Here is a 17,024-nt window from a genome sequence, read left to right on the forward strand (position 1 = left end):
TGGGGGTTGCCTGCGCAGGAACTCAGTTCTTGAGGTAGGCGTTCCAGAAGTACGGCCAGGGTGCAGCCGCTACGCCGCCCAGTTTTCGCGACTGGGCCGCAAGAGAATTGAAGTCGCCGATCTTGATGAAGGGCGTTTCGGCGTAGATGGTCTTTTGCACCTCTGCCCACAGCGCGCCGCGCTTCTGGTGGTCGATCTCGCCGACGAACGCGTCAACCGTGCTCTTGCGCGCTGGGGTGGCCCACCAGCCAGGCGCGTTTTCCGACAGCGCTCCGATCAGCGCCGGCTCCGGCAGGAACGGGCTGTGGGTGATGTAGATGTCCCACAACGCCGGATTGCTGCGGCGCTGTGTCAGCGTGGCCCAGTCGACCACCTGCAGATCGATCGCGAAGCCGGCAAGCTTCAGGTATTCGGAGGCCACCTGCGCCATCTTGTAGTGGAACTCATACTGCCGACTGGTCAAGATGCGGATCGGCTTGCCGTCGTAGCCGGCTTTCTTCAGCAGCGCCTTGGCCTTCTCGGGATCGCCGATGTTGTAGGCGCCTTCGACCCCGGCCATCGTGTGCCAGGCATGGCCCTTGGGATAGATCGCTCCGTCGAGCGCGTAGAACTCCTTGCTGCCAAAGGCGGCCGCCAGCAGGTCTTCCATGTTCAATGCGGTGCGAATGGCACGCCGAACGTCCGCACTGCTCGTCGATCCCTGCCTGGTGTTCAGCACGAACACCGGATACCCGAAGGGCTTGACCAATACCGGTTCGCTCGCCTTCTGATTCTTCAACCGGTCGTACGCTTCGACGGGCAGTGCGTCGACAAAGCCGTGCTGTCCGGCAACGGCCGCCTCGATCCGGGTGTTCGGGTCCGGCACCGGCACGAAGCGGATCTCGTCGAGGTACTGTTTGCGTGCCCCGCCATAGCCGTCCGCGTCGCCGGTGCGCGATTGATAGCCGTCGAAGCGCACCAGTTGGATGTATTGGTCCGCCTTTCGCTCCTTGAGCCTATAGGGCCCGGTACCGATGGGGTCTCCCAGTGGGACGGCCTGCTTGCCGGCAGGCATCACCACCGCGGCCGAGTTGTTGAATGCGAGCAGGGCAAGCAGCGGTGCATAAGGGGCCTTCAGCGATATGCGGACCGTATTGGCGCCGGCGGCTTCGATCTTGTCGATGCGGGCGGCCGCCTGCTTCCCGCGCGAGGCTACGTCGCTCCAGCGCTTGAGCGAGGCCACGACGTCGGCCGACGTCATCGTTTCCCCGCTGTGGAACTTGACGCCCTGACGCAGCTTGATGCTGTAGGCCTTGCCGTCCGCGGAGACTTCAGGAAGGCTCTCGGCAAGAAGTGGCGTGACATGCCAAGTCTTGTCGAAGGTGTACAGCGTCTCGAATATGTGTTGCGTGACGATGCCCACCAGGTCGGCCGTGGAGGCCATCGGGTCGAGCGTCGGCGGTTCGCCGACCGTGGCCACGCTGAGCACCCCACCGCGTTGCTGCGCAACGACCCCCTGGGGTGAAATGAGCCAGGCCGCGCAGAAGGCGGCGACGCCCAGGAGCGATTTCCTCGAGATCATGTGACAGCCTTTTATTCCGTTATTGCGTATTTACATACTTAATTGAGTTGTATGTTAACGAGCAGCCGTGCCTTGTGTATAGGGGCATACCCGATTGCTGCGAGGCCTGAGTCCGAGGCCCGCCCGTTGGAGATTCCCGCTCTGCAGGGATGATTTCAGGAGCTGCCGCGGCAACCAGTCAGCAGCGAGACGGCGCCAATCTGGTCTCCGCGGGGCCGCTGCTCACGCCACCTTCGGCTCCGGCAGCGCCGAACTCGGCGCGAAATCGATCAGCCGCAGCCAGGTCTCTTCCAGCCCCATGATGTTGTGGTGGTGGTCGGAACCTGGAATCGTCGTAACTATTCAGCCGCTACCGACAAACTCCATAGGAGCGCCATTGAACGCCGCCCGTAATGCCTCAAGCATGCCAACCCCATGCTTGCGCGCAGTGTCCAGATAGGAGCGGATCGTGCAGAAGCTTTGCGCTCCGGCAAAGGTGCGAAAGCAACCCGAGATTTTTTGCTTGACCTTGGACATCCGGATGACCCGCTCGGCCAAGTTGTTCGTGAAAGGCACCGACAGGTCACGCGCAAAGCGCAGCACCTCTTGCTCATGATCGCGCAGGTGTCGCAGCAAATTGAACGCATCCGACTGCTTGGCCCGTCCGCGTTTGCCCGGCTCCTTGACGCGTTGCGGGTTGAGCGCTTGCCCCTCATCCAACAGGGCACGATAGCGTCTTATCCAACGCAGCAGTTGGCGCAGTGATTCCCTGTGTGCGAGCCCGTTCGCAGCCTCGATGCGCTGCCAGCAGCATGTCCATCATGCGTTGCGGTCAAGCTTGGCCACTGCTCTGGGCCAAGAAGGTCAGCTCGCGCAGACGGCGCTGGCCTTGCTGTCCGCGCGTCTTTCGTCGGTCTTCAGCGCCGCAGCTGCGCGATCAGCGCCACGATCTCCGCGAAGACCGCATTGCCGGTCGATGCGGCGACGTCGATCACCTGGCTGTGGCGGTAGTAGGGGCTCAGGTCCAGCCCCACGCCCAGGCCGCCGATCCCGATGCGGCCGGCCTGTTCGTGGCGCGCGACGACATCGCGCAGGTGGTGCTCCAGGTAGTGGGCGTCGTTGGCCAGTTCGGTGGCGCTGTCCATCGGCGAGCCGTCTGAGACGACCAGCAGCACCTTGCGTTCTTCGCCGCGTGCGAGCAGGCGGGTGCATGCCCAGTGGACGGCTTCTGCGTCGATCCCTTCGCGAAACAGATCCGCCTTCAGCAGGGCAGCGATGGCCGGCCGTGCGCGGCGCCAGGGCGTCGCGGCGGCCTTGAACACCATGTGGCAGCGCTCGTTGAGGCGCCCGGGGTGCGGCGGGCGGCCGGCGCGCTGCCAGTCGCGCCGCGCGCGGCCGCCGTTCCACGCGCCGGTGGTGTAACCCAGAATCTCGCTCGTCACGCCTGCCTGTTCGAGGGCGCGCGACAGCACGTCGACCAGCATGGCCACCGATTCGGCGTGCTCCTGCATCGAGCCGGAGCAATCGATGAGGAAGGTCAGCGCGCAGTCCGCCACGGGTTCTTGCCGCTCCCTGCGGAACAGCCGTCGCTCGGTCGGCGACGCGATCAGTTGCGCCAGCCGGCGGCCGTCGATGTGGCCTTCTTCCTGGCCGCCATCCCAGCCCTCGCGCGTGGGGTCGGTCAGCAGCGCGCGCAGCTGTCGCGCCAGCCGCGCCACGTTCACGCCCTGCGCGGCGATGCGGCGGTCGATGCGCTCGCGGTGGGCGGCCAGCACCTCCTTGCGCGCCAGCGTGCCGGCGTCCTGCTCGCGGTCGTAGGCAGTCGTGAATACGCGGTAGACGCCGCTGGCATCGTCCAGCACGCGGCTGCGTCCGGCATGCGCGGCCGTGAAGCGCTCGACGATCTCCGCGTCCATGTCGGCCACCAGGCTGAACAGGCCGCGCCGCGTGTCGGTGTCGGCGCCATCGCGCCGGTCTTCGCCGTCGTCGGCTGCGTCGGCCAGCAGCCCGGCCACGGTGCGCGCGATGTCGCGCGCGTGCATCGCGTACGCGGCCTGGTCGGCGCGGTCGCGGCGCAGGCCCGCCAGCGCATGGCCGATGACTGGCGACAGGCAGAATCGGGTGGCTTCCAGCATGTCTTCGGTCTGCTCGACCACCTGCTGCCCGGTGACGCGCGCCCGGCAGATCTGCGCGACGGTGTAGATCAGCAGGCCGCGCGCCGTGCCGGTCATGCCCGAGTGGTGCAAGGCCAGTGACCACTGCGCGTGCCGATGCCGCAGGTTGCGCACCATGCCCGGCATCGCCTCGGGTGCCAGCGCTTCGACGCGGAACTGCTCGAGCATCTCGAAGATGAAGCGCTCGATGGCTTGCTCGGGCTTGAGCGCCGCGTGCAGCGCCGCATCGGAGCCCGCGATGCGCAGCGCCAGGCCGTCGGCCACGCCGCGAAAGGACCCGAAGTCGTCGGTGTCGGCTGACGGATGCAGGTGCGGCGCGAACCAGGGCAGCGGCTCGCGGCCCCGGTGCAGGCGCGGCCCGCGAAAGTGCAAGTCGCGCTCACCGCTGACGGCGCGCACCACGCCCGCGCAGAGTTCGGCCACGCGCTGTTGTTGCCGGATGCGCTGCTGACCGTCGCTCATGGGCCGTGGCGTCAGGGGGGGCAGAGCTGGTGCGATTCCTTCAACTCAAGGTCGAAGCAGCGCTGGAAATACTCGGCGACCAGCGGGCGTTCCGCCTCGTCGCACTTGTTGACGAAGGAAAGCCGGAAGGCCTGGGTCGGGTCCTTGAAGATCTCCACGTTCTCGGCCCAGGTGATCACGGTGCGCGGCGACATCAGCGTCGAAAGGTCGCCCGCGGCAAAGCCCTTGCGGGTCAGATCGGCCACGGCGACCATCGCGCGGATCAGCACCGTGCCCGCATCGTTGGCCAACGAAGGCACGCGCGCCTGCACGATCGCCAGCTCTTCTTCGGGCGGCAGGTAGTCGAGCGAGGCGACGATGTTCCAGCGGTCGATCTGCGCATGGTTCAGGCGCTGGGCACCGTGATACAGGCCGTTGAGGTTGCCCAGGCCCACCGTGTTGGCCGTGGCGAACAAGCGCAAGAAGGGGTGCGGGCGCAGCACGCGGTTCTGGTCCATCAGTGTGAACTGTCCGTCGCGTTCCAGGATGCGTTGGATGACGAACATCACGTCCGGCCGGCCGGCGTCGTACTCGTCGAAGATCAGCGCCACCGGGCGTTGCAGCGCCCAGGGCACGATGCCTTCCTGGAACTCGGTGACCTGCTGGCCGCCGCGCAGCACGACGGCGTCCTTGCCCACCAGGTCCGGGCGGCTGATGTGGCCGTCGAGGTTGAGCCGCACGCACGGCCAGTTCAAGCGCGCCGCGACCTGCTCGATGTGCGTGGACTTGCCGGTGCCATGCAGCCCCTGCACCATCACGCGCCGGTCGCGCATGAAGCCCGCCAGGATGGCCAGCGTGACGTCGGGCTGGAAGCGGTAGACGCTGTCGATCCCGGGCACGTGCGCATCGCGCTCGCTGAAAGCGGGCACCTGCAGGTCGCTGTCGATGCCGAAGGTGTCGCGCACGCTCAGCAGGCGGTCGGGTCGAAGGTCGGCGGTGTCGGTCACGGTGTCGTCTTTGGGTGTCTGCACGGGCTCAGGCCTGCACGCGGCTGTCGGGATCGGCGTCTACGGCGATCCGGCTCAGCGCCTGGGCGGCGCGCTGCAGCGCCGGAATCAGCGTCTTCGCCTTGGCCAGGTTCAGCCGCATCACCGGCGCCTGCACGGCCAGGCACAGGTTCGACGGCCCACTGGCGCTGGGCACCAGCATGGCGATGCACAGCAGGCCGGGCAGGAACTCCTCGTTGTCGATGGCGAAGGCGTCCTTTCGAACGCGGGCGATCTCGTGCTCGATCTGCGCCAGGTTCGTCAGCGTCTTCGGGGTGCAGGCCTCCAGCGTACCGTTGGCCAGCAGACGGCGGCGCTGCGCGGCGTCCATCTGCGCCAGAAATATCTTGCCGCTGGCCGAGCAATGCACCGGCACGCGCGAGCCCGGATGCAGATGGAAGCGCAGCGGCGCCACGGTCTCGACGCGGTCCAGGTAGACCACTTCGCTGCCCGAAAGCGCCGTGATGTTGCAGCTTTCGCCCACTTCCTCCACCAGGCGCCGCAGCACGGCATGCCGCGCGCCATGCAGGCTGTCATTGAGCAGCAGGTTTTCCGCCAGTCGCCGCAGCCGCGTGCCCATGCCGTAGTGCCGGCCATCGACCTCGCGCTGCAGCAGGCCGCCGGCTTCCAGCTGCTGAAGCATGCGATGGAGCGTGGGCTTGGGCAGGCCGGTCTCTTCGACCAGGCCCTGCAGCGCGTAGAGCCGGTCCCGGGCGGCGATGGTTTCCAGCAGCGAGAACAGCCGCATCGCCGGCGTGTCGGCGCCGGTTTCGACGCCCTCGGCGCGCGCTTCGGGCTTGGCACTCTTGACGATCTTCATGGCTGCCGATCATAGCCAGATGCGAAAACAGTACATGGCGTTCCGATTTTTTAGATTTGTTTGACGCGCACGCCGGAGCGGCCTATATTCGCGATCAACAAGAAATCGGAACCTGTAGTTCCACCTTTTTCCACCCCATCCCGCCACCAGAGACCGAAGGAGACACTCTCATGACCCGGCAACCCACGGCCATCGAACGTTGCGTCGTCAGCGGCGTGCAGAAGATGACGCCTTCCGAAGCCTTCGTCGAGACGCTGGTGGCCCAGGGCGTGAGCGACATGTTCGGCATCATGGGCTCGGCCTTCATGGACGCGATGGACATCTTCGCGCCGGCCGGCATCCGCCTGATTCCGGTGGTGCATGAGCAGGGTGGGGCGCACATGGCCGACGGCTATGCGCGGGTGTCGGGCCGCCATGGCGTGGTGATCGGCCAGAACGGCCCCGGCATCAGCAACTGCGTCACGGCCATCGCGGCGGCCTACTGGGCACACAGCCCGGTCGTGATGATCACGCCCGAAACCGGCACCATGGGCATGGGCCTGGGCGGCTTCCAGGAGGCCAACCAGCTGCCGATGTTCCAGGAGTTCACCAAGTACCAGGGCCACGTCGTCAACCCCAAGCGCATGGCCGAGTTCACGGCGCGCAGCTTCGACCGCGCCATCTCCGAGAACGGGCCGACGCAGCTGAACATTCCGCGCGACTACTTCTACGGCGAGATCCAGTGCGAGATCCCGAAACCGATGCGCATCGAACGCAGCGCCGGCGGCGAGCAGAGCCTGCAGGCCGCGGCCGATCTGCTGGCCACGGCCAAGTTCCCGGTCATCCTGTCTGGCGGCGGCGTGGTGATGGGCGACGCGGTGGAGGAATGCAAGGCCCTGGCCGAGCGCCTGGGCGCGCCCGTGGCCAACGGCTATCTGCGCAACGACTCGTTCCCCGCCAGCCATCCGCTGTGGGCCGGCCCGCTGGGCTACCAGGGCTCGAAGGCGGCGATGAAGCTCATCGCGCAGGCCGACGTGGTCATCGCCCTGGGCTCGCGCATGGGCCCCTTCGGCACGCTGCCGCAGCACGGCATGGACTACTGGCCCCAGGACGCGAAGATCATCCAGGTGGAAGCCGATCACACCAACCTGGGTCTGGTGAAGAAGATCACCGTCGGCATCCACGGCGACGCCAAGGCCACGGCCAAGGCGCTGCTGAAGCGGCTCGAAGGCCGGACGCTGGCCTGCGACGCCACCAAGGCCGAACGCGCCGCGACCATCCAGGCCGAGAAGGACGCCTGGGAGAAGGAACTGGACGAGTGGACGCATGAGCGCGATCCCTTCAGCCTGGACGCCATCGAAGAAGCCAAGGGCGAGAAGACGCCGACCGGCGGCAGCTACCTGCACCCGCGCCAAGTGCTGCGCGAACTGGAGACGGCCATGCCGCCGCGCGTGATGGTCTCCACCGACATCGGCAACATCAACGCCGTGGCCAACAGCTACCTGCGCTTCGAGGAGCCGCGCAGTTTCTTCGCGCCGATGAGCTTCGGCAACTGCGGCTACTCGCTGCCCACCATGATCGGCGCCAAGTGCGCGGCGCCCGACCGCCCCGCCGTGGCCTACGCCGGCGACGGTGCCTGGGGCATGAGCATGGTCGAAATCATGACGGCCGTGCGGCACGACATTCCGGTGACGGCCGTGGTCTTCCACAACCGCCAGTGGGGCGCCGAGAAGAAGAACCAGGTTGACTTCTACAACCGCCGCTTTGTCGCGGGCGAACTGGAGAGCGAGAGCTTCGCCGGCATCGCCAAGTCGATGGGCGCCGAAGGCATCGTGGTCGACAAGCTGGAAGACGTGGGCCCGGCGCTCAAAAAAGCCATCGACATGCAGATGAACGAAGGCAAGACCTGCGTCATCGAAATCATGTGCACACGGGAACTGGGCGACCCGTTCCGCCGCGACGCGCTGGCCAAGCCCGTGCGCTTCCTGGACAAGTACAAGGACTACGTCTGAGCCCGCGCTGACGGTCACTGCCATGACTTCAGCGCTTCTCGCAGAAACGACAAGCGCCCCGGCCACGCATCCACGGCTCGACGACCTGGTTCGTCGGGCGCGTGAGCGCGCGGCCGACGCGCCCCAGCGCATCGCGCTGGTCTACCCGTGCGACAGCGCGGCCATCGGCGCGGCGGCGCGCATCATCGACGCCCAACTTGCGCTGCCGGTGCTCGTCGGCCCGCGCGCAGCCATCGCCCAGGCGGCGCTGGCGGCTGGCATCGATATCGCGCGCTTCGAGATCGTCGACACCGCCGGTGAGCCGGGTTCTGCGGGTGGGCCCCGCGCCGACGCGGCGCCCGCCGAGGCCGCACGCCGCGCCGTCGCGCTGGCGCGCGAAGGCAGCGTGAGCGCGCTCATGAAGGGCGCGCTGCACACCGACGAACTGATGTCCGCCGTGGTTGACCGCGAAACCGGCCTGCGCGGCGCGCGCCGCATCAGCCACGTCTTCCTGTTCGACCTGCCGCGCTATCCCAAGCTGCTGGGCCTGGCGGACTGCGTGGTCAACATTGCGCCGGACTGAAGACCAAGCACGAAATCCTCGGCAATGCGGTCGTCCTGCTTCAGCGGCTGGGCATCGCGCAGCCCAAGGTCGGCATCCTGGCGGCGGTGGAGTGGGTCAACCCGGCGATTCCGGCAACGCTGGATGCGCAGGCCCTGGTGGATGCGGCGAAGGCGGGCGCATGGCCCGGCGCACTCGTCGAAGGCCCCTGCGGTTTCGACAACGCCATCTGCGCCAAGGCCGCGCGCATCAAGAAGATGGAATCGCAAGTCAGCGGCGATGCGGACCTGCTGGTCGTGCCCGATCTGAATGCCGGCAACATGCTCTACAAGAGCTTCAACTACGTCGGCGGCGGCGAGTGCGCGGGTCTGGTGCTGGGCGCGCGCGTGCCCATCGTGCTGACGTCGCGCTCGGATTCGCTGCTGGCGCGGATCGCGTCGGTGGCCCTGGCCGTGCTGGCGATGCCGCGCGCGCGCTGACCCTTCGAATCCGCGCGACAGCGCATTCAGTGGGCTTGGCGCGCCGCTTGCATGCAGTGGTCGATGAAGGCCAGCGCGCTGCGCCCCAGGTGCTTGTCGCGATGCGTGACGATGGCCAGGTGCCGCAGCGCCTTGGGCAGCCGGGTGCGCACCTCGACCAGCCAGCCTTGCGCGATGGCCTCGGCCACGACATAGCGTGACACGCATCCCAGGCCCACGCCGCGCGCGACGAACTGCTTGATGGCCTCCGTGCTGCCCAGCTCGAAGCCGACGTTCAGGCGGCCGAGGTGCTCCAGCAGCCAGCGGTCGGCGGCCTCGCGCGTGCCCGAGCCGCGCTCGCGCAGCACCCAGTCGGCTTCGCGCAGCTGGCGCAGCCCTGCGACCTGCCCCGCGAGCGGGTGCGTCGGTGACGACACGATCGCCAGCTCGTCGCTGAGCCAGCCTTGCGTCGTCAGGTCCGGGCGCGTCTGCGAGCCTTCGATGAAACCCAGGTCGACGTCGAAGCCCGCCACGGCCTCGATGGCCTGCGTGGTGTTGCCGATCTGCAGCCGAACTTGGCTGTCGGGGTTCGCGTCCTTCCAGCCGGCCACCAGGTCAGGCAGCAGGTATTCGCCGATGGTGAAGCTGGCCGCCATGCGCAGCGGCGCCGGGTGCTCGCTGGCAAACAGCGACTCGATCTCTGCGGCGTGCTCCAGCAGCGCGCCGGCCTTGGCGCGCAAGGCGTGGCCGTTCTCGTTGAGCAGCAGCCGCCGGCCGACGCGGTCGAACAGGTTTACGCCCAGCACGGCCTCCAGCTCGGCCAGCGCGGCGCTGGCGGCGGACTGCGACCGTGCGACCCGCGCCGCGGCCGCGCGGGTGGAGCCCTCGCGGGCGGTGGCTACGAAGACTTCGAGCTGGCGCAGATTCAGGCGCAGGCGCGCGTCCGGCAGGTGATCGATTTTTTGGGTCATGATGAGAAATATTCTCCGCTTTTTTGTTTGATAGAAATCCCTAGGATGGGCGCGCCCCATAAAAAAGAACCGAAGGACCGCCCGTGTTCAAGTTCCTCTCGCGCGAGCCGATTCACGACCCACTCGAGGCCCCGACGCCGACCGACGAGACAACGGTCAAGACCACCACCTGCTACATGTGCGCCTGCCGCTGCGGCATCCGCGTGCATCTGCGCGAGGGCGAGAACGGCCCGCAGGTGCGCTACATCGACGGCAACCCCGAGCACCCGCTGAACAAGGGCGTGATCTGCGCGAAGGGCTCGTCGGGGATCATGAAGCAGGTGTCGCCGGCACGCATCACGCAGCCGCTGCTGCGCAAGCCGGGCAGCGAACGCGGCGCCGGTGGGTTCGAGCCGATCAGCTGGGAGCGCACCTTCGAGATCCTGACGGAGCGCCTGGGCAGGATCCGTTCGACCGACCCCAAGAAATTCGCGCTGTTCACGGGGCGTGACCAGATGCAGGCGCTCACCGGCCTGTTCGCGCGCCAGTTCGGCACGCCCAACTATGCGGCGCACGGCGGCTTCTGCTCGGTGAACATGGCCGCAGGCATGATCTACACCATCGGCGGCAGCTTCTGGGAATTCGGCGGGCCTGACCTGGAGCGCGCCAAGCTGTTCGTGATGATCGGCACGGCCGAGGACCATCACAGCAACCCGATGAAGATCGCCATCAGCAAGTTCAAGCGCGATGGCGGGCGTTTCATCTCGATCAACCCGGTGCGCACCGGCTACTCGGCCATCGCCGACGAGTGGATTCCCATCAAGCCCGGCACCGACGGCGCGCTCTTCATGGCGCTGCTGCACGCGTTGATCGGCAGCGACCTGATCGACCACGCCTTTCTCAAGCGCTTCACCAACGCGCCGCAACTCGTGGTGCTGGACGAGGGCGCGCGCGAGGGGCTGTTCGCCTTCGATCCCGACCCCGAACGCGGCCCGCCGGGCGATGGCCGCCATCCGCACAACAAGCTGATCTGGGACCGCGCCGACGGCACCGTGAAGGCGGCGTACCCCGAAGGCATCGGCGAAGGCTGCGACCCCGCGCTGGAGGGCCATTACACGCTGGCCGACGGCACGCGCGTCGCGCCATCCTTTCAGTTGCTGCGCGAGCGCGTGGCCGACTGCACGCCGCAGTGGGCGGCGGCCATCACCGGCATCGACGCCGGGCGCATCCGCAAGCTGGCCTGCGAGATGGGCGAGACGGCGCTGCACCAGGCCTTCGAGATGCCGATTCCCTGGACCGACGCCTGGGGCAAGGTGCACCCGAGCACGCAGGGCCGACCGGTGGCCTTCCACGCGATGCGCGGGCTGGCGGCGCATTCCAACGGCTTTCAGACCATCCGCGCGTTGGCCGTGCTGATGAGCGTGCTGGGCACCATCGACGCGCCGGGTGGTTTTCGCCACAAGGCGCCGTACCCGCGCCACATCGTGCCGAACTACCGGGCCTTCAACTCGCCCGAGATGATCCGGCCGGACACGCCGCTCAACGCCGCGCCGCTGGGCTTTCCGGCGAATCCGGACGAGCTGGCGATCAACCCCGACGGCTCGCCGATCCGCATCGACCACGCCTATTCGTGGGAGCACCCGCTGTCGGCGCACGGGCTGATGCACAACGTGATCACCAACGCGGTCAGGGGCGACCCGTACCGCATCGATACGCTGCTGATCTTCATGGCCAACATGGCGTGGAACTCGAGCATGAACACGATGGGCGTGCGCGAGATGCTCAACCGCAAGGACGAGAAGGGGGAGTACATGCTTCCCTTTCTTGTGGTGTGCGACGCCTTCCAGAGCGAGACGGTGGCCTTTGCCGACCTGGTGCTGCCCGACACCACCTACCTCGAACGCCACGACGTGATGGGCATGCTCGACCGGCCGATCTCCGAGTTCGACGGGCCGGTGGATTCGGTGCGCATTCCGGTGCTCGAGCCCACCGGCCAGTGCAAGCCCTTCCAGGAAGTGCTGATCGAGCTGGCGTCGCGCCTCAAATTCCCGGCCTTCACCACGCCCGAGGGCGGGCGCAAATTCAGCGACTACCCGGATTTCGTCGTCAACTTCCAGCCGCAGCCGGGCATCGGCTTTCTGATGGGCTGGCGCGGCAAGGACGGCACGGAGCATCTGAAGGGCGAGCCGAATCCGAAGCAGTGGGAGGCCTACGCGCAGAACAACTGCGTGTTCCAGCACCACATGCCCGAGACCATGCACTACATGCGCAATTGGAACCGGGAGTACCTGGACTTCGCCAAGGACAAGGGCTGGCGTCAGCGCAACGATCCGGTGCAGCTGGCGCTGTATTCGGACACGCTGCAGAGCTTTCGCCTGGCCGCGCAGGGCAAGACGCAGGGGCGCCAGCCGCCCGAGGCACTGCGCGAGCGCATCGACACCTACTTTGATCCGCTGCCCTTCTGGTATCCGTCGCTCGAAGACGGCGTGACCGACCGCGAGGCCTATCCGCTCAACGCGCTGACGCAGCGGCCGATGGCGATGTACCACTCGTGGGATTCGCAGAACGCATGGCTGCGCCAGATCCACAGCCACAACTATCTGCACGTGAACCCCATTACCGCCCGGGGCGCGGGCATCGAGGACGGCGGTTGGTGCTGGGTCGAGAGCCAGTGGGGCAGGGTGCGCTGCATGCTGCGCTACAGCGAAACGGTCGAGCCTGGCACGGTCTGGACGTGGAACGCCATCGGCAAGGCCGACGGTGCCTGGCAACTGGCGCCCGGGTCCGACGAAGCGCGCAAGGGCTTCCTGCTGAACCACCTGATCACCGAGGAACTGCCTTTCGCGAATGCGCACGGCGGCACGACCATCAGCAACTCCGACCCCATCACCGGCCAGGCCGGCTGGTACGACGTGCGCGTGCGCATCCGGCCCGCCGGCCCGCAGGAGCCCAAGGAAAGCTTCCCGCAGATCGCGAGCATGCCCAGCCCGCCGGGCGTGATCGGCAAGGCCGCGAGCGTGCTGACCTACTTCGCCGGAGGACGCCGCAAATGATGCAGTGGCTCAATGACCTGCTGACGGGCGCGCCGCCGCAGCTGTCGCTGGTGGAAGAGGGCGTGCGGCCGGTGTCGGTCTCGCGCGAAGGCAAGGTCAGCGTGCGGACCGATCCGGGCGAAACGCTGGCCAAGCAGCTCGCGCTGGTGATCGACCTGAACGTGTGCGTGGGCTGCCATGCCTGCGTCACCTCGTGCAAGCAATGGAACACCTCCGGCAGCGCGGGGCCGCTGGCCGACGAGAAGCCCTACGGCGCCGACCCGACCGGCACCTTCTTCAATCGCGTGCAGACCTACGAGGCTGGCGCGTACCCGCTCACCGAAACCATCCACTTCCCCAAAAGCTGCCTGCATTGCGAAGACCCGCCCTGCGTGCCCGTGTGCCCGACGGGCGCGAGCTACAAGCGCAAGGAAGACGGCATCGTGCTGGTCGACTACGACAAGTGCATCGGCTGCAAGTACTGTGCATGGGCCTGCCCGTACGGCGCGCGGGAACTGGACGAAGAGCGGCAGGTGATGACCAAGTGCACGCTGTGCGTCGACCGCATCTACGACGAGAAGCTGCCCCGGGAAGACCGCAGGCCCGCCTGCGTGAAAGCCTGCCCGACCGGCGCGCGCATCTTCGGCGACGTGAAGGACCCGAATTCCGAGGCGTCCATCGCGATCCGCGAGCGCGGCGGCTATTCGCTGATGCCGGAGTGGGAAACCCGCCCGGCCAACCAGTACCTGCCGCGCCGCGTGACCGACGTGGCCGGCGGCAGCTCGAAGGTGCAGCCAACCGTGGAAGGCGCGCGATGAACCCGGCGTTTTCCGTCGTCATCTTCACCACCATCGCCGGGGCCGCGCAAGGCCTCGTCGTGGTGCTCGCGCTTGCGCGCCTGGCGGGGATGGCCGTCGGGCCGTCGTTCATCAGCATCGCGCTGATCGTGGCCGAGGCGATGCTGCTCATTGGCCTGGGTGCGTCCTTCGGCCACCTGGGCCGCCCGGAACGCGCGTGGCGCGCCGCGATGATGTGGCGCACCTCCTGGCTGTCGCGCGAGGTGATCGTGCTGCCGACCTTCATCGCCATCGTCGCGCTGTGGTGGCTGGCCTTGCGCAATGGCATCGACGGCGCGCTGCTGCCGCTGGCGGCCATCGTCGTGGCGTTGCTGCTCTGGTATTGCACCGCCATGATCTACGCCTGCCTGCGCTTCATCCAGGAATGGGCGCAGCCGCTGACGCTGGTCAACTTCACGCTGATCGGCCTCTCGTCGGGGCTGATCCTGGCGAGTGCGATGGCCGTGCCGTGGAGCCAGCCGCAGCTGCTGCGGGTGACTGGCCCGGCGGCGCTGGCCGTGACCGTGATCGCATGGATCACCCGCACCCTGGCGTTGCGCCGCAACGCCTCGCTGAAACACAAATCCACCCTGCAGACGGCCACCGGCATCCGCGCGCCGAACCTTGTGCAGCAGTCGATGGGCATGTCGGCGGGCTCGTTCAACACGCGCGAGTTCTTCCATCACGCGGGCCTGCTGGCCCTGAAGAACGTGAAGCTCGCCCTGATCGTGCTGGGCTTCGCGCTGCCCACGGCCTTGCTGCTGTGGGGTGTCATGGCGGCCTCGGGCCTGGCCTTCGTGCTGGCGCTTCTGGTGCAGGTGCCGGGCCTGGTGGCGGACCGCTGGTTCTTCTTCGCCCAGGCAAAGCACCCGCAGAACCTGTACTACCAGGTGGTTTCCTGAGCGGGCAGTGGGCCGTTCGCAGCCTCGATGCGCTGCCAGCAACATGTCCATCATGCGTTGCGGCCAAGCTTGACCACTGCAAAGCAGATCTTCTCCGTCAATCCCTTGGCCGATCAACGGGAATCTTCAGATAGGCAATGCCATTCGCCTCGGGCGGCGGCAGACGGCCGGCGCGCATATTCACCTGCACCGACGGCAGCATCAGCGCCGGCAGCGCCAGCGTGGCGTCGCGCGTCTCGCGCAGTGCGACGAAATCGGCCTCGGACACGCCGTCGCGCGCATGGATATTGCCCGCGCGCTGCTGCGCGACCGTGGTGCTGCCCATGGCCTCGCGCCCTGCGGGCGGGTAATCGTGGCAGACGTGGAGCAGCGTCCGCGGCGGCAGCGCGAGCAGGCGGCGAATCGAGCGAAACAAGGTGGGCGCATCGCCACCCGGGAAATCGCAGCGCGCAGTTCCCAGGTCGGGCATGAACAAGGTATCGCCGACGAACACCGTATCCGGGCCCCCCGCGGGATCGGCGATGCGATACGCCATGTCAGCCGGCGTGTGGCCGGGCACGTGCAGTGCCTGCGCCTGCAACCGGCCGATGGCGAAGGCGTCGCCGTCGGCGAACAAGCGGTCGAACTGCGATCCGTCCACGGCCATGTCCTGTGCGTTGAAGACATCGCGGAATGCGCGCTGCACTTCGGTGACGCGTGCGCCGATTGCCAGCGTGCCGCCAAAGCGCCCTTGCAGCCAGGGCGCGCCGGACAGGTGGTCCGCATGCACGTGCGTCTCGAGCAGCCATTGCACGCGCAGGCCTTGTGCCTGAATGTGCGCGGCGACAAGCTCGACCGGGCGCGCATCGGTGCAACCGGACTGCGGGTCGAAACCCAGCACCGGGTCGATGACCGCGCAGGCGCCGGCTCCGTCGTCGATCACATGGGAAAACGTCGCCGTGGTCGCATCGAAAAAGGAATGCACGGACAGGCTCATGGTGACTTCTTCAAGATGCCCGGTGAAAGCGCAGGACTGCGGCGCCGGCTCAGCCGCCGAAACGCTGCACCGTCAATCCCTGCATGTCGATCTCCGGCGTGCGCCCGCAGACCAGGTCGGAGACGATCTTGGCCGTCCCGCACGCCTGCGTCCAGCCGTTCGAGCCGTGGCCGCTGTTGAGGAACAGATTTGACCAGCGGGCCTTGCCGAGGATCGGCGGACCGTCCGGGGTCATCGGCCGCAGTCCGGCCCAAAAGGACACGTGCTCCCAGTCCAGCCCTTCGGGAAACCAACTGCGCACTACGCGCAACAACAGGTCCTTGCGCGCCGGGTCGAGCGCGAGGCCGTAGCCGGCCAACTCGGCCATGCCGGCGGCGCGGAGCCGGTTGCCCAGGCGCGAGATCATCACCTTGTTGTGCTCGTCCATCACGGACAGGGTGGGCACCTGGCCCGGGTCGGTCACGGGAAGGGTGACCGAATAGCCTTTGAGCGGGTAGACCGGCAGCTTCAATCCCAGCGGCGCCAGCAGCAAGGGCGCGTAGCTGCCAAGGGCCACCACGTAGGCGTCCGCCTGCATCGCCCCGTACGCAGTGTGCACCCGGCTGATCGCCCCCTTCTCCTGTTCCAGCGCGTCGATGCGCGTTGCGTACCGGAACGACACGCCGTGCTGCGCGAGATGGGCGGCCAACTGGCCGGCAAACTTGTGGCTGTCGCCGGACGCGTCGGCGGGCATGTGCAGGGCGCCGGCGACCTGCGCCACGCCATGCACCAGCGCCGGTTCCACGGCGGCCAGCTGGTCCGCGTCCAGCAGGCGCCAGGGCACGCCCGATTCCCCCACGGCCTGCGCCGACAGGCGGCCCAGTTGCAGTTCGGCCCGGGTGCGGAAAAGCTGCAACACACCGCCGGCGTGGAAATCGAAGTCGTGGATCGGCGCTTGGGCAAGCACCTCGCGCAGGCAGCGATAGCTGTAGTGCGCAACGCGCTGCATGCACAGCTTGTTCGCGCGAAACCGCTGCGCAGTGCAATTGCGCATCCATTGCAGCACCCAGGCGATCTGGCGCGGGTCCGGACGCGGCGCGAAGCGGATCGGGGAATCGCTTTGCAGCGACAGTTTCAACACCCTGGAAATCATCCCCGGCGCCGCCCAGGGGCCGGCGAAACTCGGGCAGATGCCGCCGGCGTTGCCGAACGAAGTCTCCATGCCGGGCCCGGCCTGCCGATCGACGACGGTGACTTCATGGCCGTTCTTCCACAGGTAGTAGGCCGTGGCGACGCCAACCACCCCGGCGCCCAGTACGAGAACTTTCATCGCCGCGC

At 67.4% G+C, this 17,024-nt stretch carries 14 protein-coding genes; 6 read left to right on the plus strand and 8 right to left on the minus strand.

Going from position 1 to position 17,024, the window contains the following annotated elements; genetic code table 11:
- Nucleotides 1-22 precede the first annotated feature (22 nt).
- The 5 genes from D5041_RS05535 to D5041_RS05555 form a co-directional block, all read right to left on the minus strand.
- The gene (locus D5041_RS05535; protein ID WP_265284054.1) at nucleotides 23-1,561 is read right to left on the minus strand and encodes an ABC transporter substrate-binding protein; all 1,539 of its coding nucleotides are present in this window, start codon (nucleotides 1,559-1,561) and stop codon (nucleotides 23-25) included.
- Between the two features lie 342 nt (nucleotides 1,562-1,903).
- Entirely contained in the window at nucleotides 1,904-2,338 is a 435-nt protein-coding gene (locus tag D5041_RS05540) for an IS66 family transposase (protein ID WP_321162199.1), read from the minus strand.
- A gap of 119 nt (nucleotides 2,339-2,457) precedes the next feature.
- The gene (locus D5041_RS05545; RefSeq protein ID WP_265284055.1) at nucleotides 2,458-4,176 is read right to left on the minus strand and encodes a cobaltochelatase CobT-related protein; all 1,719 of its coding nucleotides are present in this window, start codon (nucleotides 4,174-4,176) and stop codon (nucleotides 2,458-2,460) included.
- A gap of 11 nt (nucleotides 4,177-4,187) precedes the next feature.
- Entirely contained in the window at nucleotides 4,188-5,162 is a 975-nt protein-coding gene (locus D5041_RS05550; protein ID WP_265284382.1) for an AAA family ATPase, read from the minus strand.
- A 28-nt stretch (nucleotides 5,163-5,190) separates the two neighbouring features.
- Entirely contained in the window at nucleotides 5,191-6,021 is an 831-nt protein-coding gene (locus D5041_RS05555) for an IclR family transcriptional regulator (RefSeq protein ID WP_265284056.1), read from the minus strand.
- Nucleotides 6,022-6,191: 170 nt separating this feature from the next.
- Between D5041_RS05555 and xsc the strand changes: the two genes are divergently transcribed.
- The 3 genes from xsc to D5041_RS05570 are packed head-to-tail and all read left to right on the plus strand — an operon-like array spanning nucleotide 6,192 to nucleotide 9,032.
- The gene (gene xsc / locus D5041_RS05560; protein ID WP_265258052.1) at nucleotides 6,192-8,012 is read left to right on the plus strand and encodes a sulfoacetaldehyde acetyltransferase; all 1,821 of its coding nucleotides are present in this window, start codon (nucleotides 6,192-6,194) and stop codon (nucleotides 8,010-8,012) included.
- Nucleotides 8,013-8,034: 22 nt separating this feature from the next.
- The gene (locus D5041_RS05565) at nucleotides 8,035-8,574 is read left to right on the plus strand and encodes a phosphate acyltransferase (protein ID WP_265284057.1); all 540 of its coding nucleotides are present in this window, start codon (nucleotides 8,035-8,037) and stop codon (nucleotides 8,572-8,574) included.
- A 53-nt stretch (nucleotides 8,575-8,627) separates the two neighbouring features.
- A complete protein-coding gene (locus tag D5041_RS05570) occupies nucleotides 8,628-9,032 on the plus strand; it encodes a phosphate acyltransferase (protein WP_265284384.1) in 405 nt (134 codons plus the stop codon).
- 26 nt (nucleotides 9,033-9,058) lie between these two features.
- On the opposite strand, the gene D5041_RS05575 is transcribed toward D5041_RS05570, so the two are convergent.
- A complete protein-coding gene (locus D5041_RS05575; protein ID WP_265284058.1) occupies nucleotides 9,059-9,982 on the minus strand; it encodes a LysR family transcriptional regulator in 924 nt (307 codons plus the stop codon).
- 83 nt (nucleotides 9,983-10,065) lie between these two features.
- On the opposite strand from D5041_RS05575, the gene D5041_RS05580 reads away from it, so the two are divergent.
- The 3 genes from D5041_RS05580 to D5041_RS05590 are packed head-to-tail and all read left to right on the plus strand — an operon-like array spanning nucleotide 10,066 to nucleotide 14,731.
- Entirely contained in the window at nucleotides 10,066-13,014 is a 2,949-nt protein-coding gene (locus D5041_RS05580; RefSeq protein WP_321162196.1) for a molybdopterin oxidoreductase family protein, read from the plus strand.
- On the plus strand, nucleotides 13,011-13,811 hold the full coding sequence (locus D5041_RS05585; protein WP_265284059.1) for a 4Fe-4S dicluster domain-containing protein: 801 nt from the start codon (nucleotides 13,011-13,013) through the stop codon (nucleotides 13,809-13,811). Before D5041_RS05580 ends, D5041_RS05585 begins: the two co-directional genes overlap by 4 nt.
- Nucleotides 13,808-14,731, plus strand: a complete 924-nt coding sequence (locus tag D5041_RS05590; RefSeq protein ID WP_265284060.1) for a dimethyl sulfoxide reductase anchor subunit family protein — start codon at nucleotides 13,808-13,810, stop codon at nucleotides 14,729-14,731. The genes D5041_RS05585 and D5041_RS05590 overlap by 4 nt, the downstream gene beginning before the upstream one ends.
- Before the next feature lie 97 nt (nucleotides 14,732-14,828).
- On the opposite strand, the gene D5041_RS05595 is transcribed toward D5041_RS05590, so the two are convergent.
- Nucleotides 14,829-15,707 carry an MBL fold metallo-hydrolase gene (locus tag D5041_RS05595; RefSeq protein ID WP_265284061.1) on the minus strand — a complete coding sequence of 293 codons (879 nt, stop codon included), beginning with the start codon at nucleotides 15,705-15,707 and terminating at the stop codon, nucleotides 14,829-14,831.
- A 49-nt stretch (nucleotides 15,708-15,756) separates the two neighbouring features.
- Nucleotides 15,757-17,016, minus strand: a complete 1,260-nt coding sequence (locus D5041_RS05600; RefSeq protein WP_265258046.1) for a D-amino acid dehydrogenase — start codon at nucleotides 17,014-17,016, stop codon at nucleotides 15,757-15,759.
- Between the last annotated feature and the right edge of the window lie 8 nt (nucleotides 17,017-17,024).

This window comes from Verminephrobacter aporrectodeae subsp. tuberculatae (assembly GCF_026127385.1).
GTDB lineage: Bacteria > Pseudomonadota > Gammaproteobacteria > Burkholderiales > Burkholderiaceae_C > Acidovorax > Acidovorax aporrectodeae.